Raw genomic sequence first — 25660 nt, forward strand, 5'->3', positions numbered from 1 at the left:
GGCCGGCATCGGACACAGCCGGCACCTGACACGGGGCTGTATATAAATGCTGATGTTCGTATAGACTTCCAAGGTCCGCGACCGCCGTCCCCTCGACCCGTACCCCCAGGAGCGCGTCCCATGGCCACAGACCTCATCGGCCGCCACTTCCTCAAGGAGCTGGACTTCACCGCCGAGGAGTTCCGCGGCCTGGTCGCGCTCTCCGCCGAACTCAAGGCCGCGAAGAAGGCCGGTGCCGAGGTCCAGCGGCTGCGTGGCAGGAACATCGCCCTCATCTTCGAGAAGACCTCCACGCGCACCCGCTGCGCCTTCGAGGTCGCCGCCGCCGACCAGGGCGCCTCCACCACCTACCTGGACCCCGCGGCGTCGCAGATGGGCCACAAGGAGTCGGTCAAGGACACCGCCCGCGTCCTCGGCCGGATGTTCGACGGCATCGAGTACCGCGGCGACAGCCAGGCCGCCGTCGAGGAGCTCGCCGCCTTCGCGGGGGTCCCCGTCTTCAACGGCCTCACCGACGACTGGCACCCCACCCAGATGCTCGCCGACGTGCTCACCATGACCGAGCACACCGACAAGCCGCTCGACGGCATCGCCTTCGCCTACCTCGGGGACGCCCGCTTCAACATGGGCAACTCCTACCTGGTCACCGGAGCCCTGCTCGGCATGGACGTGCGGATCGTGGCCCCGAAGGCGTACTGGCCGGCCGAGGCGGTCGTCGCCACCGCCCGCGAGCTCGCGGAGACGAGCGGCGCCACGATCACGCTCACCGAGTCCGTGGCGGACGGGGTCCGGGGCGCCGACTTCGTGGCCACCGACGTGTGGGTGTCGATGGGTGAGCCCAAGGAGATCTGGGACGAGCGGATCGCCGCCCTCTCCCCGTACTCCGTGACGATGGACGTGCTGCGGGCCACCGGGAACGCGGACGTCAAGTTCCTGCACTGTCTGCCGGCCTTCCATGATCTGGGCACGGCCGTCGGCCGCGACCTTCACGCCCGGCACGGTCTGACCGAGCTGGAGGTCTCCGACGAGGTCTTCGAGTCGGCGCATTCGGTCGTCTTCGACGAGGCCGAGAACCGGATGCACACGATCAAGGCGGTCCTGGTCGCCACCATGGCCGGTCCCGCAGGGGAGCCGCAGGCATAGCTTTACGCCCGATTGGGTGAATATGCGCGGTGCGGCTACGATCGCATCCTTCAGGGGGGTCTGGGCATACATGCCCGGACCCCCCTCACGCATGCCCCCACGCACCACGCACCACCAGATATGAGACCCCCCGCATGTCCTCGCGGATCAAGTCCCCGCAGCAGCTCATCGCCGAGTCCGGCGCCGACCTCGAAGGTCACGGCCTCAAGCGCACCATGGGCCTCTTCCAGCTCGTGTGCTTCGGCGTCGGTGCGATCGTCGGCACCGGCATCTTCGTCGGACTCTCCGACAGCGTCGCGGAGGCCGGCCCCGCGGTCGTGATCTCCTTCGTGCTCGCCGGGATCACCTGTGTCTTCACCGCCTTCTCCTTCGCCGAGCTGGGCAGCGCGATCCCGGTCTCCGGATCCTCGTACTCCTTCGCCTACGCGAGCCTCGGCGAGCGGACCGCCTTCCTCGTCGGCTGGTGCCTGCTCCTGGAGTACGGCGTCTCCGTCTCGGCGGTCGCGGTCGGCTGGAGCCAGTACCTCAACGAGCTGCTCGACAGCCTCATCGGCTGGCAGCTGCCCGCGGCGCTCTCCGCGGGGCCCGCGGACGGCGGTGTGGTCAACCTGCCCGCCGTCGTCGTCATCCTGCTCGCCGCCACCCTCCTCGTACGGGGTGTCAGGGAGAGCGCCCGGGCGACCGCCGCCATGGCCATCCTCAAGATCGGCATCCTCGTCGTCTTCTGCGTGATCGGCTTCTCCGCCTTCGAGGACGGCAACCTCTCGCCGTTCACGAACGGCGCCGGCGGCATCACCGCGGGCGCCTCGGTGGCCTTCTTCTCGTACATCGGCTTCGACGCGATCACCACGGCCGGCGAGGAGGTGAAGAACCCGCGCCGGAACATCCCGATCGCGATCCTCATCTGCATCGGGCTCGTCACCCTGCTCTACTGCTCCGTCGCGCTCGCCGCGATCGGGGCCCTCGGCGCCGGCGCCGTCGCCGACCAGCCTGCCGCGCTCTCGCTCGTCGTCGACGAGGTCACCGGCTCCTCGGTCGGCGGCGGGATCGTCGCCTTCGGCGCGGTCGTCGCCATCGCGTCCGTCGTCCTCGCGGTGATGTACGGCCAGACCCGCATCCTGATGTCGATGTCCCGCGACGGTCTGGTGCCCCGGGTCTTCGAGCGGGTGTCGCCGAAGTCCGCGACCCCGGTGGCGAACACCTGGATCGTCGCCGCCGTCTTCGCCGTCCCGGCCGCCTTCGCCTCGCTCGACGTCGTCGTCAGCCTGACCACGATCGGCACGCTCGCCGTCATGGCGGTCGTCAATCTCGCGGTGATGGTGCTGCGCCGCCGCGACCCGGCGCTGCGGCGTTCGTTCCGGGTGCCGCTCTACCCGCTGAGCCCGGTGCTCGGCATCGGCTTCTGCCTCTATCTGATCTGGGGCACGGGCTGGACGACCTGGGTGCAGTTCGCGGTCTTCCTGGTCGTCGGAGCGCTCGTGTACGCGCTCTACGGCCGCCGTCACTCGCGGCTCGGTACGACGACGGACCCCGCCTCTCAGGGTTCCTGACGGCGGCGCTGGGCCGGTATCCCGGGGAGCGTGAACCACACCGCCTTGCCGCCCGCGGTCGGGCGGTGGCCGCAGTCGCTGCTGAGCGCGCGGATCAGGAGGAGGCCGCGGCCGTGCTCTTGCCACGGGTCGACCCCGACCTCGGGGTCGGGGCAGACGAGCTCGCCGGGGCGGGCGGGCTCGGAGTCGTGGACCTCGATCTGACAGCCGCCGGGCGCGGCGAGCAGCTCGACGACCAGTTCGATCGGGCCCCGGCCGGCGGTGTGCTCGACGGCGTTGGCGACGAGCTCGGCGGTGAGCAGCTCCGCCGTGTCCCCGTCGGGGAGGGCGGCCGCGCCGGGGTCGATGTCGTTGAGCGCGGTACGGATCAGGGCGCGGGCGATCGGTACGGCGGCGGTCGTGTGGGGCAGCCGGATACGCCAGAAGGCGGTGGGTCCGGTGGGTCCGGTGGGTCCGGTGGGTTCGGTGGGTTCGGTGGGTCCGGTGGGTCCGGTGGGTCCGGTGGGTCCGGTGGGTCCAGTGGTGTCGCCGGGGCCGGGTTGGGGTCCGGCAGGGTCGGCGGGTCCGGTGGCTTCGGGCATGGGTGGCAGGGCTCCCTTCACCGAGGGCGGCAGGGTGGGCGAGTGGGATGGAGGCATCCCGAGACGTCCTGGTTTCAACCTTACGAGGTGCAAAATCCCGTTCCCAGGGCACCCCTCCCCGGCCGGTAGGGACTTCGGTCATCTCTCTCCCGGGACTTTGTGAGGTCCGCGATCACCCCCCCTTTATCGCGTGCTCGTGACGACGGTCACAGTACGGTGATACCCTCCGAGTGGAGGAAGGAGGCCGTTCCGGATGAGCCCCTTTACCGGCTCCGCGACCCGCACCGAACGTTGGCGGCACCTGCGCCTGGACATCGACGAGGGCGTCGCCACCGTGACCCTCGCGCGCCCCGCGAAGCTCAACGCCCTGACGTTCGCCGCCTACGCCGACCTGCGCGACCTGCTTGCCGAGCTCTCCCGCGAGCGGGCCGTCCGCGCCCTCGTCCTCGGCGGCGAGGGCCGCGGCTTCTGCTCGGGCGGCGACGTCGACGAGATCATCGGCGCCACCCTCTCCCTCGACACCGCACGACTCCTCGACTTCAACCGGATGACCGGCCAGGTCGTCCGGGCACTCCGCGAATGCCCCTTCCCGGTCGTCGCCGCGCTCCACGGCGTCGCGGCGGGCGCCGGGGCCGTCCTCGCCCTTGCCGCCGACTTCCGGGTCGCCGACCCCACCACCCGCTTCGCCTTCCTCTTCACCCGGGTCGGCCTCTCCGGCGGGGACATGGGCGCGGCGTACCTGCTGCCCCGGGTCGTCGGGCTCGGCCACGCCACACGGCTCCTCATGCTGGGCGAACCGGTCCAGGCCGCCGAGGCCGAGCGCATCGGCCTGGTGAGCGAGCTGACCGAGGAAGGCGCCGCCGACACCCGCGCCGCCGCCCTCGCCCGCCGCCTGGCGGACGGGCCCGCGCTCGCCCTCGCCCAGACGAAGGCCCTGCTCTCCGCCGAGCTGGACATGCCGCTCGCGGCCTCGATCGAGCTGGACGCGGCGACCCAGGCCCTCCTGATGCACGGCGAGGACTACGCCGAGTTCCACGCCGCCTTCACGGAGAAGCGCCCGCCGAAATGGCAGGGCCGCTAGCCATGGCCGCCGCGACATCGGCCGCTCCCCGGACCGACGGGCGTCCCGCGCGGATCGCCGTCATCGGGGGCGGCCCCGGCGGCCTCTACGCCGCCGCCCTCCTCAAACGGCTCGATCCCGCCCGCGAGGTCACCGTCTGGGAGCGGAACGCGCCCTCCGACACCTTCGGCTTCGGCGTCGTCCTCTCCGACGAGACCCTCGGCGGCATCCGGGACGCCGACCCCGCCGTGTACGAGGCGCTCCGCCGCGAGCTCGTCCGCTGGGACGACATCGACGTCGTCCACCGGGGCCACCGCACGACCTCCACCGGCCACGGCTTCGCCGCCCTCGGCCGCCGTCGCCTCCTGGAGCTCCTCCACGCCCGCTGCGCCGAGCTCGGCGTACGACTCCGCTTCCGCACCGAGGCCCCGCCCGCCGCCGAGCTCGCCGCCGGCCACGACCTGGTCGTCGCCGCCGACGGCGTCCACAGCCGCACCCGCGAGGCCCACGCCGACGACTTCCGCCCCACGATCACCACCCACCGCTGCCGCTACATCTGGCTCGCCGCGGACTTCCCCTTCGACGCCTTCCGTTTCGAGATCGCCGAGACCGAGCACGGCGTGATGCAGCTCCACGCCTACCCCTTCTCGGCCGACTCCTCCACCGTCATCGTCGAGATGCGCGAGGAGGTCTGGCGGGCCGCCGGGTTCCACGAACTCGACGAGGCCGAGTCCACCGCCCGCTGCGCCAAGATCTTCGCCGAGGCGCTCGGCGGCCGGGAGCTGCGCTCCCACCGCTCCGCCTGGACCGCGTTCCGTACCGTCGTCAACGAGCGCTGGTCGTACGGCAACACCGTCCTCATCGGCGACGCAGCCCACACCGCGCACTTCTCCATCGGCTCCGGCACCAAACTGGCCGTCGAGGACGCCCTCGCCCTCGCCCGACAACTCGGCGAACACCCCACCCTCGCCGAGGCGTTGACCGCCTACGAGGCCGAGCGCCGACCCGTCGTCGCGTCCACCCAGCGGGCCGCCGCCGCCAGCCTCCGCTGGTTCGAGGAGCTCGCCGACCACGTCGACCGGCCGCCCCGCCGCTTCGCCTTCGACCTGCTCACCCGCAGCCGCCGCGTCACCCACGCCAACCTCCGGCTGCGCGACCCGGCCTTCACCGCCGCCGTCGAACGCGACTTCGGCTGCCCGCCCGGGACGCCGCCCATGTTCACCCCCTTCCGGCTGCGCGGACTGACCCTCCGGAACCGTGTCGTCGTCTCGCCCATGGACATGTACGTCGCCGAGGACGGCGTCCCCGGCGACTTCCACCTCGTCCACCTGGGCGCCAGGGCGCTCGGCGGCGCCGGACTCGTCATGACCGAGATGGTGTGCGTGAGCCCCGAAGGCCGCATCACCCCCGGCTGTACCGGCCTGTGGACCGACGAACAGGCCGACGCCTGGGCCCGGATCGCCGCCTTCGTCCACACCCAGGCGCCCGGCACGGCGCTCGGCGTCCAGCTCGGCCACTCCGGCCGCAAGGGCTCCACCCGGCGCATGTGGGAGGGCATCGACCAGCCCCTGCCCGACGGCAACTGGCCACTCGTCGCCGCCTCGCCCCTGCCGTACCGGTCGGGCGTCAACCAGGCCCCGCGCGCCCTCGACCGCGCCGGACTCGCCGCCGTACGCGAGGAGTTCGCGTCCGCCGCCCGGCGCGCCGCCCGCAGCGGCTTCGACCTGCTCGAACTCCACGCCGCCCACGGGTACCTGCTCTCCGGCTTCCTCTCCCCGCTCACCAACCACCGCACCGACGCCTACGGAGGCGCCCTCGAAGGCCGGCTGCGCTTCCCGCTCGAAGTCTTCGACGCCGTACGGGAGGTGTGGCCCGCGGACCGCCCCATGACCGTGCGCGTCTCGGCGACCGACTGGGCCGAGGGCGGCACGAGCCCCGAGGACGCCCTCGCGGTCGCCCGCGCCTTCGCCGACCGCGGCGCCGACGCCATCGACGTCTCCACCGGCCAGGTCGTCCCCGACGAGCGCCCCGAGTACGGCCGCTCGTACCAGACCCCGTACGCCGACCGGATCCGCAACGCGGTCGGGGTCCCCGTCATCGCCGTCGGCGCGATCTCCTCCTGGGACGACGTCAACTCCCTGCTCCTCGCGGGCCGGGCGGATCTCTGCGCCCTCGCCCGCCCCCACCTCTACGACCCGCACTGGACCCTCCACGCGGCGGCCGAGCAGGGCTACGAGGGCCCGGCCGCACCCTGGCCGGCCCCGTACCGCGCGGGGAGCCGCCCGCCTCCGACGGGCCGCCGCGACCAGTGAGACCGAGACCGCGTGGACGCGCGCGTATGCGGGCGCGACGCGGAACCATGGTCTCCACCCCACGCTCCCCACTTGAATGGGGACATGACACAGGCAACGGGTGGGAGAGGTGCCGGGGCCGTCCTCGGCGCGGCGACGGTGGCGACCGGACTGGTCGCGGGGGTGGTGTTCGCGTACGTCTGTTCGGTGATGCCGGCGCTGGCACGCAGCGACGACAGGGTCTTCTTCGAGGTGATGCGGAACATCAACGACGTGATCCAGAACCCGGTGTTCTTCACCGCGTTCTTCGGGGCGCCGATCCTCGCGGCGGTGGCCGCCTGGCAGCACCGGGCCACCCGGGCGCGGGCCTGGACGCTCGCCGGGTTCGTCCTCTGCGCGGCCGTCTTCGTGGTCACCTCGGCGGCGAACGTGCCCCTCAACGCCGCCCTCGCGGCCGCCCACGACCCGGCCGCCGCCCGTGCCGCCTTCGAGGACCCCTGGGTGGCGTGGAACCTGGTCCGCACGATCCTGTCGGTGGCGGGATTCGTCTGCCTGCTCCGGGCGATGACGGTACGCGGCGCAGCCCGGGACTAGGCAGCGTCCCCGGCGACGTACGGGCGCACGAACTCCGCGCCCCGGTCCCACAGCAGCCCGTGCAGGGCCGCGAAGACCTCCGCCGAGCGCCGGCCCGGCCAGTCGTCGGGCAGCAGCTCCGCCGGCAGCACCGGGTCCGCGTACGGCAGGCGGCGCCAGGAGTCCAGGACGAGCAGATACGCCCGGTAGGCGTCCTCCGGGCCGCCCGGCGCCGACCGCCAGGCCCGCAGGACCGGCTCGTGCACCGCGAGGAACTCCTCGTGCAGCCGCGCGATCGCCGGCAGGTCCCACCAGCGGGCCACCGCCTCGGCCGTCGCCGCGTACCCCAGGTGCTCACCCCGGAAGAGGTCCACGTACGTCGAGAGCTCCAGACGCTCCAGGGCGTTCCGCGTCTCCTCGTACAGCCGGGCGGGCGCGATCCAGACACCCGGCGCCGCCGTGCCGAAGCCCAGCCGGGCCAGCCGGGAGCGCAGCAGGTGCCGCTTGTGCCGCTCGGCCTCGGGGACCGAGAAGACGGCCAGGACCCAGCCGTCGGACAGCTTCGGCTCCGTACGGGTGTAGATCCGGCGGTCACCGTCGTCGAGGAGCCGTCGGGCGTCCTCCGACAGGGCGTACCCGGCGGCCCCGTCCGCCGTCCGGCGCGGCACCAGCAGCCCGCGCCGCTTCAGCCGCGACACCGAGGACCGCACCGAGGGCGCGTCCACGCCGAGCCTCCCGAGCAGCCGGATCAGCGCGGCCACCGGCATCGGGGACTCGTCGGGCCCACGCCCGTAGGCGCCGTAGAGGGAGACGATCAAGGATCGGGGAGTGTGCTGCTCGGCCACGTGATCACTTTAGGGGGTGCGTCGGACACGCCCGGCGCCGGATCAGGCCGGGTCGCGCAGTCGGAAGCGCTGGAGCTTGCCCGTCGCGGTGCGCGGCAGCGCGTCGAGGAAGACGATCCGGCGGGGTGACTTGTACGGGGCGAGGCGGGCGCGGACGAAGGCCCGCAGCGCGGCGGCGGTGCCGGAATCGCGCGGTACCCCGTCCCGTACGACCGTGTACGCGACGACGACCTGGCCGCGCAGCTCGTCGGGGCGGCCCACGACCGCCGTCTCGACGACGTCGGGGTGGTCGAGGAGCACCTCCTCGACCTGGGGCCCGGCGATGTTGTACCCGGCCGAGATGATCATGTCGTCGGCGCGTGAGACGTAGCGGAACCAGCCGTCGGGCCGGCGGACGTACGTGTCGCCCGTGACGTTCCAGCCGTCCCGTACGTACTCGGCCTGGCGCGGGTCGGCGAGATAGCGGCAGCCCACCGGGCCGCGCACGGCGAGCAGCCCCTCCTCGCCGTCCGGGACCTCCCGGCCCTCCCGGTCCACGACCCTGGCCTGCCAGCCGGGTACCGGGCGGCCCGTGGTGCCGGGGCGGATGTCGCCGTCGGCGGCCGAGATGAAGATGTGCAGGAGCTCGGTCGCGCCGATGCCGTTGATCAGGCGCAGACCCGTGCGGCCGTACCAGGCCTTCCAGGTCGCCTCGGGGAGGTTCTCGCCGGCGGAGACGCAGCGCCGCAGCGAGCTGATGTCGGGGGCGGCGTCGCCGGCCAGCTCGTCGAGCATGACGCGGTAGGCGGTCGGGGCGGTGAAGAGCACCGAGACCCGGTGCCGCTCGATCGCCGCGAGCAGCTGTCGGGGGCCGGCCTGTTCGAGCAGGACCGCGCTCGCCCCGGCCCGCAGGGGGAAGACGACGAGCCCGCCGAGCCCGAAGGTGAAGGCGAGCGGCGGCGAACCGGCGAAGACGTCGTCGGGCAGCGGGCGCAGGACGTGCGCGGAGAAGGTGTCGGCGACGGCGAGGACGTCCCGGTGGAAGTGGACGCAGCCCTTCGGCTGCCCGGTGGTGCCGGAGGTGAAGGCGATGAGCGCCACGTCGTCGGCGGCGGTCGCGACCGCCTCGTACCGGCCGGGGCGGCCGGCGGCGAGGGCGAGGAGGTCGTCCGGGCCGTCCCCGCCGAAGGGGGTGACGCGGAGGCCCGGGATCCGGGCGGCGAGGAGCTCGTCGAGGGAGTGCGCGTCGCAGAGCGCGTGGGTGCAGCGGGCCGCGTCGGCCATCACGGCCAGTTCGGGGGCGCGCTGTTGGGCCAGGACGGTGACGGCGACGGCACCGGCCTTCATCACGGCGAGCCAGCAGGCGGCGAGCCAGGGGGTGGTGGGGCCGCGCAGGAGCACCCGGTTGCCGGGCCGGACCCGCAGGTCGGTGGTGAGGACGTGGGCGATGCGGTCGACGCGGTCGCGGAGCTCGCCGTAGTTCCAGACCCGGCCCTGGCCGTCGTGGAAGGCGGGCCGGTCCGTGCCGAATCGTTCCACCGTACGGTCGAGGAGTTCCGCCCCGCAGTTGAGCCGGTCGGGGTAGGTCAGCTCCGGCAGCTCGAAGAGGAGCCGTGGCCACCGCTCCGGCGGCGGCAGCCGGTCGCGGGCGAAGGTGTCGAGGTGGGCCGAGGGTGTCAGCTCCATGAGTCCGTCCCCCTGTCGTGGTGGGGTCGCTCAACGCCACACGAGCGTATCGTGTTGGTGACGGCAGTCAACAGTTCGCGACAAGCGCGCCCCGGGGCGCAGCGACCAGGGCGCCGCAGGGCGCACCGACAAGGGCGCCGCAGGGCGCACCGACAAGGGCGCCGGAGGGCGCCGGAGAGGGCCCACATGCCCGCATTCTCGCTCGATCCGGCACAGATCACCTGGTGTGCGGAGCTCCGTGTCCTCGCCGCCGACCGCCTCGCGCCCCTCGCCGCGAAGGGCGAGCCCGGCCGCGTCAACCGCCCCCTCGTCGCCGCCCTCGGCGAACTCGGCCTTCTCGCCCGCCTCTTCGACGCCGGCGCCCTCGACCTCTGCCTCCTGCGCGAATCCCTCGCCCAGGTCTGCACCGAGGCCGAGACGGCCCTCGCCCTCCAGGGGCTCGGCGCCCACCCGGTCGCCGCCTTCGGCACCGACGCGCAGCGCGCCCGCTGGCTCCCCGAGGTCGCCGCCGGACGGGCCGTCGCGGCCTTCGCCCTCTCCGAACCCGGTGCCGGCTCCGACGCCGCCGCCCTCGCCCTCGACGCCGTCCCCGACGGGCGCGGCGGCTGGCACCTGCACGGCGAGAAACGCTGGATCTCCAACGCCCCCGAGGCCGACTTCGCCACCGTCTTCGCCCGCACCACCCAGGGCGCCGGCGCCCGCGGCGTCACCGCCTTCCTCGTCCCCGCCGACCGCCCCGGACTCGGCGGCGAACCCCTCGACATGCTCTCCCCGCACGCCCTCGGCACCCTCACCTTCGACGGCGTCCCCGTCGGCCCCGAGGACCTCCTCGGCGAACCGGACCGGGGCTTCCGGGTCGCCATGCACACCCTCAACCTCTTCCGGCCCAGCGTCGGCGCCTTCGCCGTCGGCATGGCCCAGGCCGCCCTCGACGCCGCCGTCGCCCACACCGCGGCCCGCCCCGCCTTCGGGGGCGTCCTCGCCGACCTCCAGGCCGTCTCCCACCGCATCGCCGAGATGGCCACCCGCACGGAGGCCGCCCGCCTGCTCGTCTACGCGGCGGCCACCGCGTACGACAGCGGCGACCCGGACGTGCCGAGGCGCTCCGCCATGGCGAAACTCCTCGCCACCGAGACCGCGCAGTACGTCGTCGACGCCGCCGTCCAGGTGCACGGCGCCGCCGCCCTGCAACGCGGCCACCTCCTGGAACACCTCTACCGCGAGGTACGCGCGCCCCGGATCTACGAGGGGGCCACGGAGGTCCAGCGTGCGATCATCGCCAAGGAGATGTACGCGAAGCACGCGACCGCCGCTGCCGGCGGTGCCCACGCCACCCCTCGGGTGTCCCGTCAGGAGGTCGGGTCCGCATGAGTCTCCACCGCCACAACCCCGCCGAACTCGCTCCGCCCACCGGCTTCTCCCACGCGGTCACCGCCACCGGCACCCGCCTGGTCTTCCTCGCCGGACAGACCGCGCTCGACACCGCGGGATCGGTCGTCGGGGACACCCTCCCCGAGCAGTTCGCCACCGCCCTCGGCAATCTGCTCACCGCCCTGCGGCACGCCGGCGGTACCCCCGCCGACCTCGCGCGCGTCACCGTCTACACCACCGACGTCGACGACTACCGCGTCCACGCCGCCGAACTGGGCCACATCTGGCGGCAGTTGGCGGGCCGCGACTATCCGGCGATGGCCGTGATCGGAGTCGTACGCCTCTGGGACGAACAGGCGCGCGTGGAACTGGACGGCTTCGCCGTCCTGGACGAACCCGCCCCCGCCTGACCGGCCGGCGGCGCCGCCGTTGATCAACTGGTCACCCATCCGGCCCTGGCTTAATGTCGAAAGGTGGACTGACCGGCCCACGGCTCCCACCGGTAGGGCGCGATGCGTCATGAGTAGCCATGACCAGTGATCCGAAGCCGACGACCCCGACGGCGACCGCCCCGCGCAAGAGCGACGGAGACGGCAAGGGCATCGCTCTGTTCGTGATCGCCTCCTGTCAGCTGATGGTGGTTCTCGACATCACCATCGTGAACATCGCGTTGCCCGACATCCAGCAGTCGTTGGACTTCTCGACCACCAGCCTGTCCTGGGTCGTCAACGCCTACACGCTCACCTTCGGCGGACTGCTGCTCCTCGGCGGCCGCGCGGGCGACATCCTCGGCCGGCGCCGGGTCTTCATCTTCGGCGTCCTGCTCTTCGGACTCGCCTCTCTGCTCGCGGGCTTCGCCCAGAGCGACTGGCAACTCCTCGCGGCCCGCGCCCTCCAGGGCGTCGGCGGCGCGATCGCCTCGCCGACCTCCCTCTCGCTGATCTCCACGACCTTCGAAGAGGGTCCCGAACGCAACCGCGCCTTCGGCGTGTTCGCGGGCGTGTCGGCGGGTGGCGGTGCCATCGGCCTGCTCGCCGGCGGCATCCTGGTCGAATGGCTCGACTGGCGCTGGATCTTCTTCGTGAACGTGCCGATCGCCCTGCTGATCGCCTTCCTGACACCCCGGCACGTCAAGGAGTCCGCGCGCCAGCCCGGCCACTTCGACGTGACCGGCGCGCTCACCTCGACGCTCGGCATGGTGGCGCTGGTCTACGGGTTCATCCGTGCCGCCCAGGAAGGCTGGCGCGACCCGTACACGATCGCCTCCTTCGCCGCGGCGGTCGTCCTGCTCGTGACCTTCATCCTGGTGGAACGGCGCTCCCGGCAGCCGATCACTCCGCTGCACATGTTCGCCGACCGCAACCGCGCGGGCACCTACGGCATCATGCTCTGTCTCGCGGCCGCGATCTTCGGCATGTTCTTCTTCCTGACGCTGTTCGTGCAGACCGTCCTGGACTTCAGCCCGCTCGAAGCCGGCCTCGCCTTCCTCCCGGTGAGCGCCGTCATCGCGGTCGCCGCCGGCATCACCTCCCAACTCCTGCCCAAGTTCGGCCCGAAGCCGTTCATGGTGGTGGGTTCGCTCTGCCTGGCGGCCGGCCTCTCCTGGCTCACCCTGACCAACATCGACTCGACGTACCTGGGTTCGATCCTCGGGCCGATGCTGGTCTTCAGCTTCGGCATGGGCTTCATGTTCGTCTCGCTGACCCTGATGGCCCTCTCCAACGTCGCCGTCAAGGACACCGGAGCCGCCTCCGGCCTGCTCAACGCGACCCAGCAGGTGGGCGGTTCGCTCGGCCTGTCGATCCTCGTGACGGTCTTCGGCACGGCCAGCCGCAACGAGGCCGACAAGCAGGTACCGGCCTTCCTGGCCCAGGCCGGGCCACTGGAGAAGGCCCGCTTCGCCGAGACCGGACAACTCCCGCCCCCCTGGAGCGACGAGGTCCTGACCAACGGCGTCTCGGCCGGCTTCATCGTGGCCGCCGTCTTCGCGATCCTCTCCTTCCTGATCGCCCTCATCGTGATCCAGGTCAGGCCCTCGGACATCGAACGCCTCAAGGGCGGCGGCATGATGCCCGGCGCCTGAGGGGGGTCACCGGGACGCGAACCCGGCGCGTTTGTAGGTGCGCATCAGCACGGCGACCTCCGCCGAGGTGACGATCCGCGGCGGTTCCACCGACATGGGCAACGTCTCGCACCACATCCCGACCGAGGCTCCCAGGTGGCGACCTCGTCTATCGAGGGCAAATCTTCCTCCATCGTGTCGTGTGCTGAACCGGAAGCGGCCCGCCGCGTTCGCGCCGAGGTGCGAATCACCGTCCATGGGCCGGGGCGATTTCTGCCCTGCGCGGAAGGAGGCGTCAGCCGGCCGTACTGCGCCGTGCCGCGTACTCCCGGGCCCAGGCGACGAACTCATCCGCCAGCGGATAGTCGGCCTCCACCCCCTCCAGCAGGGGTTCCAAGGCTGTCGATGACACCCGGTCCACGCTGAGGAGTACGGCTGCCCAGCCGGGCGGACGACGATGCCGCAGCTGATCGGACCGCTGCCGCATCTCAGCCGCCAGGGCATCGCGGTCCAGGAATCGCCGCATGGCCGGGAACGTCTGCTCGCGCAGCATTTCGATCAACTGCTGCGCGCACTCCTCCGGTTCGACGCCTGCTCCGTACGTCCACAGACCGCTGACCGAGCTGCCGCCCAGGGGATCGAAAGCCACAGCCGCAGGTGGCGTCACTTCCCACCTCAGCATCCCGGAGCCCGAACCGGGAAGGTGGTCCTTGGCCTGCTCCCAGTGCCGGCGCTGGGTCCAGGCACGCTCCGTCAGCGGCACGATGGACACCCGGACGAAGAAGCTCTGGCGCTTCGGATCCATCGGGTGCGCTTGCAGCTCGAGCACCGCGCAGTCGCCGTGTTCCCCCGGCATCCTGAACACACTGCCGTCCGGGACAAGTCCTGCTTCCTTGGCGACGGGCACGACATGGCGCCGGCGCCAGGCACTCTGCGAAATCGTTGCTCTCCTCTCACCTCGGCCAGCATCCGAGGCTCAGCCGATGGCTATGCGCGGGTTCGCCGACGGCTTGACCCAGCCCATGAAGCGGTCCATCGTCGCCCGCGGCACCGACACACAGCCGGCCGTCGCACCGCTGCCGTTGACGTGCAGGAAGATCCCGGCACCGCGGCCAGGCACGGCCGGCCGCCGGTTGAAGTCGATGACGAGTGCCTTGGCGTACTGCGTCGGGTAGTTGATCAGGTGCTCGCTGCCGCGCTCACCGGACTCGGTGAGCGGGAAGTCCGCGCCCTCCGCCGTGTGCATCTGGTTGTAGAACGTCGACTCCGGGTCCTGCACCCACCAGTGGCGGTCGTCGACCTTGGTGTACGGCATGGCGGTCCCGCCGGACTCGACGCCGAAGCCCTCGGTGATCGTGTACGTGCCCGAAGGTGAGGTGTACGTGTTCTGCCGGCGGGTCGCGCCGTCCACGACACCGTTGGAGCCCACGCGCCCGGCGCTCGTGGAGAACTGCGCCTTCCAGCCGGAGGAGCCCTTCTGCCACGCGGTGACGGTGGCGTACGAGCCGCTTGCCTTGACCGTGATGATCTGCGTCGCGTCCCCGACTTCCACCGGCACGGGGAAATCCGGCGCCGCGGCGGGCGCTGACGTCTGTTCCCCCGACCCGCTGCCCGTCCCGCCGCCGACCGTGGTCCCCGCGGGCTTCGTCGTCGGAGCCGCTCTTCCGGAGGGCTCGGCAGAGGCGGACCGGGGCGCGGAGGACGACACGGACGGGGGTGCGGAGGTGGAGGGTGACGCCGAGGTGGAGGGAGACGCCGAGGTCGAAGCCGATGCGGAGGGAGACGCCGAGGGAGGCGCCGAGGTGGAGGCGGAGGGCGAGGCGTCCGGACTCGCCGGCGCCGAGCGGTCCCCCGCCGCCTGGTCGCCCAGTTCGGGACCGGGCGCGGCGGACACCGCGGAACCGGCAGGCTCCTTCTGGCCGCCACAGGCCGATACGGGAGTCATCGTCCCGATGACGGCCAGCACGGATGCGTACCGATGGGCAGAGCGCAGCACGAAGTGAATCCCCGGTTCGTCGTCACAGCGCGGCGCACACCGCCACGCATCAAGGCGGCCCGGTTATACAAGGTCCGCGGCCACCGGCACCAGGCGACGGACATTGCGGGCACGCCTCACGACCTCTGGCGCAGCCGCCCGGAGCCGCTCCCGAGCCGTGAGCCCCCCCGCACCCGCGAACCGCGTCCCCTGGTGCATGCCGCACGAACACGTCGCCGACGTACGCACCGAGCTCCTGGAGGATCGGTGCGACGCCGGCTGGATTCGTTACTCCGGATCCGCGCAGGACAGCTCGAGCGCGCGCCACTTCCGGCGGATTTCAAGCGGCTGTGCGAGGTGTTCGGTCCGTAGGTCGGAAAACGTACACGTCGACTGGCCGACGGTGGAGTCAGCACTGGGCACGACTGCTTCCAGGATCTGCTCGACCTGTGACATTTGCACAATTCTCCGACTTTTATGGGGCAACCGAAGGCGGCTCCGCCCCGAGGACGGCAGCAACGGGGGATCACCAACTACTCGGCTGGGCAATTTTCCCATCCCTAAATGGCCGGCCCAACGATTCGGTGATCCAAAGGACGCTTCTCGTGCTCAGCGATCCTGGGGGTGACGGATCGAACTGCTGGCTTCGGGTGTGGTGTGGGTGTCCCACGAGTTCTTGGAGGGCTGATCACAACGCTTGTTCCCGGATACCGGGGACGAGGCCGTGGCCTCGGGCGCCGAGAGGGAGCCGCGGTACGGGGCGGGACATCCTTGCCGCCTGCCGCGGCAACCAGACGCTTCCAGGCTGCGGCTGCCATCGCCCCGCCCTTGCCCAGGGCCTTCTCTTACGCGCGACAGAGAGACTCGCTCGTCGACGCCGACTGGGTGGCGGTGGCCGTGGGTGTGGCGTGGGAAACGCGGTGAGTGACGGCGGCTCGGGGCGGCGACGGAGAACCTGAGAGCGGGGGCTCGGGCCGCGGGCCTCGGTCTCACCTCCACAACGGAGCTTCTTTGCGTCCGATCGCGGACCCTCCCGGCATCGTCACACCGCCGCGACCTGCACGCTCACGACATCACCGTGACTTTGCAATCGCCCTGGGTGGGGCCCTGCTCTCGCCGGAATTGGCGGGAACAGGGCCCCTTCATTCACCTACTGTCAGCCGGCGCGTTGATGGCGCTTGGCCATCGCTGCGCTGTGACGCGCGAACTGCTCCTCGCCGAGGCCCCGCATTCCGAGGTCGCGGTAAAGCTGTTCCACAGTGTCGTTGACCAGCAGGTCCGGATGCGCGCGGGTCAGTTCCTCCAGCACGTCTCGTCCGAAACGGAGGACCGCCCTGAGCAGTTCCACGTAGGTGCACGAGGTGGATGCCCCGGTGGAGAGGTGCCGCAGCGACACGTCCGGACCGGACAGTGCGAGCCGGGTCGGACCGGCCCGCTCGGCCAGTTCCATCTCGGTCGTGCCGTCCAGCGCCAGGGCGTCCAGCGAATACCTCCAGGAGAAAAGGAAGTCGAGGACCGGAACGTGCCGGTAGTGGAACTCGACTCCATCAATCTCGAGCGAGATGTCCCCGAAGAAGCTTCGCTCGCGGATCTGCCATTCCGGCAGGTTCACGAGATCGCTGAGCACTCCACGGGCGAGGATCTTGGCTGCTTCCCCGCCGTCGCCCACCGGTACCCAGGTGAAGGCGACGTCTCTGCGGCCTTCGCCGCTGTTGTCGTTTACATCCATGCTAGTTCCCGAAATCGATGGGATTGTAGGGGTAGGCGTCACGCAGCGAGCCGTCCGGATTGAGGACGACCTCGACATCGTAGATGTCGTACTCGCCCTGCCGCTGACCTGCGACACCGACGCGGTCGATACCGAGCTCGTCGAGCAGCTCATCACCGATTTCCGCACGGTGGATTGTGCCCGTCCTGTTCTGGGTGTTGGGCACCCCGGTCGGGTCCTGCTGGAGGACATCATCGATCACACGGGTGCGAGCGTCCCAGTCCATGGTCCAAGCCGTGCCGTCCGGACCTCTGTCCGGGCCGCCGACGGTGTGCTTGCTATCGATGTAACTCTTGACCTCATCGGTGATGGTGACGCCGCCGCTCGAGGAAGAGCCACCGCCACCGCCACCGCCACCGGTGCTCTCCATGCGGGCGATGCTGTCGCCGAGGCCCATCGCACCGTGGACGGAGACAAACGCGCCCGCTGTGATGAGCCCGGCGCCGCCGACCACGCCGGCCGCGCTGGCGATGCAGACCGTGCCGAGGGTGGGAATGGCTCCTGCCACGCACCCGCCCACGGAGCCGGCCACCAGGGCGGCTCCGCCGAACATGCTGCCGACTCCGCCGGCCATTTCGAGCAGGCTGCCACCCGCGTCGAGCAGCGCGTCGGAGTTGTGGTCGGCCCAGTCCAGTGTCGAGTCCAGGGCCTCCCCGCCGGCGTCGACCGCGTCCTCGCACCAGCCCCAGCCGAAGCAGTGCCCGTCCAGCTCGACACGGCTGACGGGGTTGCCGCCGGTGAAGGCGTAGCGGTTGCCCGTGTACGGGTCGCTGCCGAGGCCCATGTCGGCCAGAGCGCCGTTGTACATGTCACGGGTGGTGAAGCGGTTCAGGCCCGGGTCGTAGTTCCGGAAGCCCATGTCGTAGGTGCCGGACTGGGTGTCCCAGCGCTTCGCGTTGTAGCGGTAGGGGTTGTACTCCTCCTTGCCCGGAGCGGCCGGGTCGGGCTTGTCCGCACCGGTGAACTCCGACGCGTCGTCGGAACCGTAGGCGCTGTAGCCGTACGTGGCCTTGGTGTCGCCGGCGCCGTCGGTCAGCGTCTCCACGTCGGTGTGGCTGTTGTAACCGTAGAACGAGTCCTCGGTCGTGCCGTCCGCGTTGTGCTTGATCTGCGAGAGCCGCTCGCCCCACGGGCTGTACTGGTAGGACTTGGTCAGCTCGCCGGCGACCTCTTCGTTCAGCACCTCGCTCGACACGCCGAGGTAGGCGAACTCGGTCGTCTTGCCGCCCGCCGTCTTCGAGGTGGTCCGGTCCAGCGGGTCGAAGGCGTACGTGGTCGACTTCAGGGCACCCGTGTCGTCCATCTTCTGGGACTCGACGACGTGGTCGAATCCGTCGTAGACAGTGCGGGAGACGACCTGCCCGCCGCTGGTGACCGACTCCTGGCGGCCGAACGGGTCGTAGGTGTAGTCGGCGGTCAGCCCCGAGGTCGACGCGGACTGCAGCCGGTTGCGGTCGTAGTGGAAGGTCGTCGACGTGCCCTTGACCGTCTGGCTGATGACGTTGGCGTTGTCGTCGTGGACATACGTCTCCGTGCCCGCGCCGTTGCCCGTCTTGACCGTCTTGGCCAGCCTGTCGCCCGGGTCGTAGGTGTAGTCGGTCGTTGAGTCGAGGTACGCCGCGTGGTTGTCGGCGTTCATCTTCTTCGCCACGTCCTGCGCCTTGTTGCCATTGGCGTCGTAGGCGTAGGTGTGCGAGGTGACGAGCGTGCCGTTCGGCTTCTTCTCCGACGTGGACTTCAGCGCACCGTCGAGGAAGTAGCCGTAGTCGACGGTGTTGTCGTTGGCCTTGGTCTCCTTCAGCTTCTGGCCGCGGGCGGTGTACGTGTAGGACGTCACCTTCGGCGAGGAGTCCGTGGCCGTCTTCCCGACCGTGACGGTCTTGACCAGGTCACGCAGGTCGTAGGCGTACGCGGAGTGCTGGTCGGGATGAGTGATCGTCTCCGTCAGACCGTTGGCGTCGTACGTGTAGGACGTCGCCTTCTTCTCCTGGCCGGTCAGGGCCTCGGTCACCTTCTGGACCTGGTTGAGGCCCGTGTAGGCGATCGTGTAGGCGTCGACCTTCGCACCGGAGGAGGTGTCGTCGATCGACGTCATGTTGCCGTTGACGTCGTACGCGTAGGAGAAGCTGTGCTTCTCCGTGTCGGTCTCGCCGGCGGTGTTCCGGACCAGCTTGACCGCGTCGGCCACCACCGTGCCGCCGCTGTTCTGCGACAGCTTCAGTTCGGCCGCGTTGCCCTGGGTGAAGGTGTACGAGCCCAGGCTGACCCAGGTCTCGGCGGCGACGGTCTGGTCCCTGGTCACGTCCACCGTGCCGGTGGCGTGCTTGACCGTGTACTTCGCCGACGTCGTGGCGCCCGTGACCTTCGGGTACTTCACGTACGCGGTGTACGTGCCGTCCTTGGGAATGTTGAGCTTCCACGCGAAGGCGTCGGTGCCGGTGCCGGCGGCGTGGGAGCGGTGGTCGTAGCCGTGCTGGCCGGTGACGTCACCCGTGGCCCACGTGCCGGTCGTGGAGGTGTTCTGGCTGTCCGAGTTGTCGACCAGGACGACCGCACTGCCGACCGGCACTCCGTCGTCCGCCTTGGACCGGATCTTGCCGTCCGGGTAGTACGACCACGTCATGGTCCGGTTCGAGGAGCCACCGGCGGATGTGAGCGTGCGGGCCGTCTGCCGGCCCAGCTCGTTGTAGTCGTAGGTCGTGGAGATGTCCCACGGGTCGGTGGACGACTTCGTCCAGCCGTTGTCGAAGTAGCTGTAACCCGTGTCGTTACGGACCGTCTGGCCCTCCGACGGCGGCAGCGAGGACTTGGCCACGCGGCCCACGGCGTCGTAGAACGTCTGGATGTAGACGTTCGGGTCGTTGTAGCGGGTGTCGTTCGGGTCGTACGGCTGGAACTGCTTCACCGGACGGTTCAGCGCGTCGTACTCGGTCCGCGAGGCGAAGTCCTCGGTGGCCGCGGTCTCGGCGCCGCGCGGCGTGATCACCTTGGTGGTGTTGCCGACCTGGTCGTACTCGTACTTCGTGGTCCGGTGGGTGACCGGGGTCGTGTCCTTGTGCGGGACCTTCACCTCGCTGCGCATTCCGCGCTCGTCGTAGGCGAAGGTGGTGGTGTTGTTCTCCGCGTCCGTCGTCGAGACGACGAGCGAGTCCTTGTCGTAGGACTGCCGGGTGGTGTGCCCCGCCGCGTCGGTGACCGAGACGACACGGTGGTTCAGGTCGTAGTCGGTCTTCGCGGTGTAGTCGGTGGTGTCGGCGGAGGCGTTCTTCTTCGGATCGACGACGAGCGTCTCGTTGCCCACGCTGTCGTAGGCGTACGAGATCTTGTCCCCGGCGGCGTCCTGCACCGTCGTGAGCTGGTGGATCTCGTCGTAGGTCAGGGTGGTGACGAAGTCCGAGGGATCCGCCGTCGTCAGCGTGCCCTTCGGTTCGGTGACGGTGCGGAGGTTCCCGGCCTTGTCGTAGGTGTAGGCCATCGTCCGCGCCGCCGAGACCGAGGTGTCCTTCGGGTCCGTCGTGGACACGGCCTGGTCGGCCGCGTCGTAGACCGCGCTGTAGACGGCGCCGTTGACGGTGGTGGAGGACGTGACGTTGTCGTTCGCGTCGTACACCGGGGCGGGCGTGGTGATCAGGACACCGGCGGCCTGGTCCTTCGGAACGGTCTTGACCAGCGGGCGCCCGTACGTGTCGTACGTCTGCGTGGTCTTCTTGCCCAGCGCGTCCGTGACCTCGGTGACCTGCCCGCGGACGTCGTAGACGAACGTCGTGGGCTTGGCGAGCGCGTCGGTGATGGTCGTCGGGTATCCGGTGGGCCCGAAGCCGCTGTTGGTCGTCGGGTTGCCGTTGGCGTCCGTCGCCTTGGTCTGCTGACCGTAGGAGTCGTACGTGTACGACGTGGTGTAGTCACCCGCCGTCGCGGTGGCGACGCCCTTGGGGTCGGTGACCGTCTTCAGGTTGCCGAAGGTGTCGTAGCCGAACTGCCACGTGCGGCCCTCGGGGGACTTCTTGGCAGCGAGGTCGGCCGAGAAGCCGTCGAGACGGGTCGTGTACGTGTACTGCAGGGAGTTCGCGGGGAAGGTTCCCGGCGCGCACTCCGAGGCGGGCGGGACGCCTGCCTTGTTGTTCTCGGCGTCGCGCTTCCAGAGCGGGTAGCCGGTCTTCTGGTCGTAGCAGTACGCGGTCTTGGCGCCGTTGGCCTCCTCCATGTACGTGACGTTGTTGTCCGCGTCCCACGACATCTTCGTGGTCCGCGACGTGGCGTTGGTCGTCTGGACCGGGCGGCCGAAGTCGTCCGTCACGTAGTCCGTGGCACGGGACTCGGCGTCGGTGACCTTGGCGTCCGTGAACTTCGTGTTCGTGGCGTTCACCGCGTACGCGAAGCCCGTGGCGCCCTGGAGACGGTCGGTGATCGTCTTGGTCCACCAGTGGTACTTCGGGTCGTCACCGGTCTGCGGCGCGTAGTACGCGAGCTGCGTGGCGTTGCCGCGCGGGTCGGTGGCCTTGACCAGCTTGACGTTCTTGTTCCCCTGCGTGGCGTCGTAGGTGAACGAGAAGACCTTGGGCTGAGCGGAGCCGGCGCCGTCGGTGATGCGGCCGAGCATGCCCTTGTCCGTGTAGTGGAAGGTGATCGTGCGGCCCGAGACGTCCTTCATGGACTTCACGTGGTCGTAGATCTTGGAGTTGTTCAGGTTCGAGCCGGTGACCTTCGCGCCCGTGTTGTCGATGTACCCGTAGGACGCGTCACCCTTCTTGAAGTAGTCGACGGTGAGCGACTGACGGCCGGCCGGGTCCGTGATGTAGGTCAGGAACTTGGTCGGCTTGTTGTTGGACTTGCGCTCCTCGTACGTGAACGTCTGGGTGTTGCCGTTCTTGTCGACCGTGGACGTCAGGTAGCCGTCGCAGCCGAAGACGAAGCGGGTGCCGTCGGGACGGGTCAGCGTCCAGGCGTCCGGGACCGGGTCCTTGGAGGGCTTGCAGTCCAGGCCCGCCTTCATGGTGACCTTGTAGTGGACGCCCGCCGGGGCCTTCCAGGTGCCGTCGCCCTGCTTGCGGAAGACGTGTGTGGTGCCGTCGCCGTCCGGAAGCCGGATCTCCGTCGGGTTCGGGTTGGGGTGGAAGTCCAACGGAGCGCCGAGCCGGATCGGCCCCGCGGCCTGCATCGACCAGCCGTGACCGGCGACCGTGTCGGAAGTGTCGAGACTGTTGTATGCGAACCGGACGAAGGTGCTCAGCCCCCGGCCCGGGTTGCTGAAGGCGTTGTACTGCCAGACGCTGTTGCCGGAGGCCAGGTTGTTCATGACCGTGGAGCCTGCGCCGGTGTTCTTGCCGGTGTAGCTGTAGAACTTCTCCAGGCCGAGGCTGTTGGAGGTGGGGTCCTCGACCGCCACGTTCTGCTTCAGCGACGGAATGCCGCCGGTGCCGGCGGAGAGCCAGCTGCCGTCGGAGATCTTGCGGACGTCCCAGCCGAGTACGTACTCGTTGCGCTTGTTGCCGGAGTCCGAGTTGATCGGGGTCTTGACCTGCGCCTGGATGGTGGCCGACTTGCCCGGCAGGAGGGCCGGGATCGCGGTGGACAGCTGGTTGCCACCCGTCGTGACGTCCGTGCCGTCGGGGAGCTTCCAGGTGTACGACAGCTGCCGCTCACCCGCTGCCCACGCGGTGGACGTGGTGTTGGTGACCGTGAACTCGACCGCGTACTGCGAGTTCGGGGTCATCCGGGCCGGGGTGGTGGGCGCGTAGTACGTGTCCTCGGTGGTCGAGTCGACGTAGATGACCTGCATGTACGGCCGCAGCTGCGGGTCGGACGCCTCGGACGACAGGAACAGGGTGCGTTCCTGCGGGCCGGTGGTGGTCTCGTCCTTCAGCTTGACCAGGACGCCCTTGTTGTCGGCGGGGGTCTTGACCCAGGACTGCATGAGTCCGGTGGCGTCCCACCAGTGGCGGCCGACCTCGTCGGTGATCTGCGGGACGGTGTCGGAGACGGTGGCGGAGAAGTCACCGCCCGCGGTGGTCCACGGGGTCGTCGAGTTCGCGTTGTTCCACGTGGCCTGGGTCTCGGTGAAGTCCCGGTTCAGGGAGTGGAGTTCGTAGATCGCGCCGTTGGTCGTGCTGGTGGTCTCCGCGCCCCACATGTACATCTTGTTCTCCAGCACCGTGGCGGTGGTGGGGATGGATGTGGTGGGGAACTTCAGGGCGGCGCGGGTCTTTCCGTACGTACCGGAGTTGTTGCCGACGCTCAGCCAGGTCTGCGCCTTGCCGGAGACCAGACCGTCGTGGTTCACGGTCGGCTGCTGCGAGGAGAGCGTGGTGTCGACCTGACCGGCCTGGATGATCCTCATCGTCCGGCCGGCCTTGGGGATGCCCACGATCCGCGTCGGCGACCCGAGCAGCTGCCCGTTCTTGGTCTTGACCGCGAGCTGGTAGTAGTACGACTTCCCGATCTCGCTGGAGGAGGAGTCCGGGGTCGGCACCGCCGTGGTGTCCGTGTACGCGGTGGCCGTGGACGCGATCGGGGCGATCAGCGTCGCGGCGGACGGGGTGAAGGCCTGCTGCGTGGAGCGGTGCAGCTGGTACTCCACGATGTCCAGACCGGTGTCGCCGCTGCCGTTGGCGTACGTGGGCCACGAGAGCTCCGGACCGGTGGAGTGGACCACGGTCGGCGAGTTCAGCGACGTGCCGACAGCGCCGTAGGTCACCGTCAGGCGCGGATACGTGGACGTCTCGTCACCGTAGGTGTTGCCGTCGGCGGCCGCGTAACGGGGGCCGCCGGTCGGGGCGGTGCCCGACTCGTCCTTGGCCTTGAGCACGAAGCCATGGTTGGCCGCCGTGCCGGAGACCCACTTCTGGACGGTGTCGGCGACCGGGAAGTCGTGCCACTTGTTGTAGTCCCAGGCGGCCTTGGTGATCTCGGCGGGGTTCACCAGCCGCACCGAGTCGGCCAGCGTACGGGTCGTGGCCGAGCCGGTGTCACCGAGGACGATCTTCCCGGCGGTGCCCTTCGCGAAGCTCAGCTCCGCCGCGTCGAGTGTCTTCCAGACGCCGCCGGTGCCGGTCTGGTTGACCGTGTAGTTCTTGGTGCCGCCGTTGTGGGTGATCGTGTACGGGGCGGCCGTGGCCGCGTCCGCGGCGGCCGGGTAGTGCGCGTCCACCCGGTAGGTGTCGGTCTCCGGGACCCTCGGCTGCCAGGTGTACGACTCGCCCGTGAGCGCGTTCTTGTTGGAGGCGTAGTCGTCGTTGGTCGCCGCGCCACCAGTGGTGGTGCCCCTGGGCCACTCACCGACCGCGGCCGTACCGGCGTCGCCGTCGTCCAGGGACACGGTGGTGCCGGACAACTCTCCGACCAGGGCGCTGGTGTTGGACCAGGTCGCGGGCGAAGCACCCGCCTCGCTCCACGCCCCGGTGGCCCGGTGCGCCTCCAGGGCGACCACGTTGCCGTTGGTGGTGTGCGACTGGTCGTAGTACAGACTCAGCCGGGCCGCGTCGACCTTCACCCCCGCCGGGAGCTCGCTCAGCGGGAACTTGATCAGCGAACGGGCGATGCCGGTGTCGGTCTTGCCGACCGACAGCTTCCAGGTGTTGTTGAAGTTCGCCGCCGGCTGGTCCGACTGGACCATCGTGTCCTCGGAGACCGAGGCGATCGGCGTGATCGTGATCGTCGGGTCGATGACGACCGGGTACTGGCGCTCCTTCGCCGCGAGCCACTCGGCATCCGGCGTGACGGTCAGTTTCCAGCCCTTGCCGTCCGTGTCCCGGGTCAGCTTCTGGGTGACCCTGGTGCTGTACGTGCCACCGGTGACCGACTGCGGATCCTTCGCGGCGTCCGTCATGTACGGAGCCGGGATCACCATCACCGGAGTACCCGGGGCCTCGCCGAAGAAGGCGATCGAGCCGTCCTTGCGGGTCCTCGGCGTCAGTCCGCCCTCGGTGTCCAGGGTGAAGGTGAACGACACCGGACCGGCCGGGCGTTCGGCGAGGACGATGTCCTCCTTCACCTGACCGTTGCCCACCCGGTACGACAGGTCCGCACCGGAGACGGCGTCCTTGTAGACGACCCGGTCGCCCTTCGCCTCGGGCTTGAGCGCGCCGGCACCGGTGAGACCGAAGGTGACCGCCCCGCCGCTCTCCGCCTCGAACCGCATGAACTTCTCGGCGTCGGAGCCGAACCAGCTCTTGCCGGCGTTCGCGGTGTTGGCGAAGTCGAAGCCCTTGTCCCGGGTGGCGCGCACGGTGGTCTCGACCGGCTTCCAGGACGTCCCGGACCTGTACGACGTCGGCACCGCCGTCAGCTCGGCCTCGATCCGACCGTCCGACAACTGCCAGAAACGCGCCTGCGACGTGCGCTTGCCCGTCAGCTCCTTGACCCGCTGCGCCTTCGGGAGCTTCTCACCCTTCGGCAGCTTCTCCCGGCTGGGTATCTCCAGCGTCCCGCCGACCGGGGGCCTCGTCGCCTCCTCACCGTCGTCCGAGAACCAGCCCGCGATCGTGTCGAAGACACCGGTGTCGTCACCCGTGGACGACGACGGTTGGGCCGCGTGGGCGGCCTGCGGCAACAGCGTGCCCGCTATCGCCGCCACGACCAGACAGGAGAGGAATCTCCTGTGTGGAACTTTCACCTGAATACCTTTCGGTATCGGCGTACCCGCGTCACTGCGCGCGAAATGGGCACGCCGAACGAGCCGGAGCGGATGTTTCCGCCCGGCTTGGAGCAATGCGAGCTGACCGCGAGAAACAGAAAAACGCGAGCTCGCGGAGTCGCAGGGGGCTTTCTAACCAGTCTT

The 25660-nt window shown here is 70.2% G+C and carries 16 protein-coding genes; 9 read left to right on the forward strand and 7 right to left on the reverse strand.

The genetic code is table 11. The features are described 5' to 3' along the window. Nucleotides 1-120: 120 nt before the first annotated feature. Both argF and ACIBG6_RS27150 read left to right on the forward strand, forming a co-directional pair. The gene (gene argF, locus ACIBG6_RS27145) at nt 121-1143 is read left to right on the forward strand and encodes an ornithine carbamoyltransferase (RefSeq protein ID WP_399225220.1); all 1023 of its coding nucleotides are present in this window, start codon (nt 121-123) and stop codon (nt 1141-1143) included. A 134-nt stretch (nt 1144-1277) separates the two neighbouring features. Beyond that, a complete protein-coding gene (locus ACIBG6_RS27150) occupies nt 1278-2693 on the forward strand; it encodes an amino acid permease (protein WP_399225221.1) in 1416 nt (471 codons plus the stop codon). On the opposite strand, the gene ACIBG6_RS27155 is transcribed toward ACIBG6_RS27150, so the two are convergent. Further along, nucleotides 2681-3274, reverse strand: coding sequence for an ATP-binding protein (locus ACIBG6_RS27155; protein WP_399225222.1), 594 nt, complete (start codon nt 3272-3274; stop codon nt 2681-2683). The two genes, ACIBG6_RS27150 and ACIBG6_RS27155, sit on opposite strands and share 13 nt — an antisense overlap. A gap of 253 nt (nt 3275-3527) precedes the next feature. Between ACIBG6_RS27155 and ACIBG6_RS27160 the strand changes: the two genes are divergently transcribed. From ACIBG6_RS27160 to ACIBG6_RS27170, 3 genes are all read left to right on the forward strand, one after another. Then, a complete protein-coding gene (locus tag ACIBG6_RS27160) occupies nt 3528-4355 on the forward strand; it encodes an enoyl-CoA hydratase family protein (protein ID WP_399225223.1) in 828 nt (275 codons plus the stop codon). Nucleotides 4356-4357: 2 nt separating this feature from the next. After that, on the forward strand, nt 4358-6646 hold the full coding sequence (locus ACIBG6_RS27165; protein ID WP_399225224.1) for a bifunctional salicylyl-CoA 5-hydroxylase/oxidoreductase: 2289 nt from the start codon (nt 4358-4360) through the stop codon (nt 6644-6646). Nucleotides 6647-6730: 84 nt separating this feature from the next. After that, entirely contained in the window at nt 6731-7219 is a 489-nt protein-coding gene (locus tag ACIBG6_RS27170) for a DUF1772 domain-containing protein (RefSeq protein ID WP_399225225.1), read from the forward strand. On the opposite strand, the gene ACIBG6_RS27175 is transcribed toward ACIBG6_RS27170, so the two are convergent. Together ACIBG6_RS27175 and ACIBG6_RS27180 are read right to left on the reverse strand one after the other, a co-directional pair. After that, nucleotides 7216-8043, reverse strand: a complete 828-nt coding sequence (locus ACIBG6_RS27175) for a PaaX family transcriptional regulator C-terminal domain-containing protein (protein WP_399225226.1) — start codon at nt 8041-8043, stop codon at nt 7216-7218. The genes ACIBG6_RS27170 and ACIBG6_RS27175 overlap by 4 nt on opposite strands. A gap of 42 nt (nt 8044-8085) precedes the next feature. Beyond that, a complete protein-coding gene (locus ACIBG6_RS27180; RefSeq protein ID WP_399225227.1) occupies nt 8086-9708 on the reverse strand; it encodes an AMP-binding protein in 1623 nt (540 codons plus the stop codon). Nucleotides 9709-9894: 186 nt separating this feature from the next. Here ACIBG6_RS27180 and ACIBG6_RS27185 point away from each other — a divergent pair, with 186 nt between their 5' ends. From ACIBG6_RS27185 to ACIBG6_RS27195, 3 genes are all read left to right on the forward strand, one after another. Continuing rightward, nucleotides 9895-11079: an acyl-CoA dehydrogenase family protein gene (locus ACIBG6_RS27185; protein WP_399225229.1), complete on the forward strand. Its 1185-nt coding sequence runs from the start codon at nt 9895-9897 to the stop codon at nt 11077-11079. Then, on the forward strand, nt 11076-11489 hold the full coding sequence (locus ACIBG6_RS27190; protein ID WP_399225230.1) for a RidA family protein: 414 nt from the start codon (nt 11076-11078) through the stop codon (nt 11487-11489). Before ACIBG6_RS27185 ends, ACIBG6_RS27190 begins: the two co-directional genes overlap by 4 nt. 119 nt (nt 11490-11608) lie before the next feature. Continuing rightward, nucleotides 11609-13162, forward strand: a complete 1554-nt coding sequence (locus ACIBG6_RS27195) for an MFS transporter (protein ID WP_399225231.1) — start codon at nt 11609-11611, stop codon at nt 13160-13162. 274 nt (nt 13163-13436) lie between these two features. Here the strand turns inward: ACIBG6_RS27195 and ACIBG6_RS27200 are convergent, their stop codons facing one another. After that, complete coding sequence (locus ACIBG6_RS27200) at nt 13437-14048, reverse strand: hypothetical protein (RefSeq protein ID WP_399225233.1); 612 nt, start codon at nt 14046-14048, stop codon at nt 13437-13439. 69 nt (nt 14049-14117) lie between these two features. Next, the gene (locus ACIBG6_RS27205) at nt 14118-14699 is read right to left on the reverse strand and encodes a L,D-transpeptidase (RefSeq protein ID WP_399225234.1); all 582 of its coding nucleotides are present in this window, start codon (nt 14697-14699) and stop codon (nt 14118-14120) included. Here ACIBG6_RS27205 and ACIBG6_RS27210 point away from each other — a divergent pair. Next, nucleotides 14665-15144 carry a hypothetical protein gene (locus tag ACIBG6_RS27210; RefSeq protein ID WP_399225235.1) on the forward strand — a complete coding sequence of 160 codons (480 nt, stop codon included), beginning with the start codon at nt 14665-14667 and terminating at the stop codon, nt 15142-15144. The two genes, ACIBG6_RS27205 and ACIBG6_RS27210, sit on opposite strands and share 35 nt — an antisense overlap. Before the next feature lie 1128 nt (nt 15145-16272). Here ACIBG6_RS27210 and ACIBG6_RS27215 read toward each other — a convergent pair. Together ACIBG6_RS27215 and ACIBG6_RS27220 are read right to left on the reverse strand one after the other, a co-directional pair. Continuing rightward, nucleotides 16273-16845: a hypothetical protein gene (locus ACIBG6_RS27215; protein WP_399225236.1), complete on the reverse strand. Its 573-nt coding sequence runs from the start codon at nt 16843-16845 to the stop codon at nt 16273-16275. A gap of 1 nt (nt 16846) precedes the next feature. Next, the gene (locus tag ACIBG6_RS27220; protein ID WP_399225395.1) at nt 16847-24496 is read right to left on the reverse strand and encodes a DNRLRE domain-containing protein; all 7650 of its coding nucleotides are present in this window, start codon (nt 24494-24496) and stop codon (nt 16847-16849) included. Nucleotides 24497-25660: the final 1164 nt, after the last annotated feature.

Origin of the sequence: Streptomyces sp. NPDC050842 (assembly GCF_044456565.1) — a bacterium.
GTDB lineage: Bacteria > Actinomycetota > Actinomycetes > Streptomycetales > Streptomycetaceae > Streptomyces.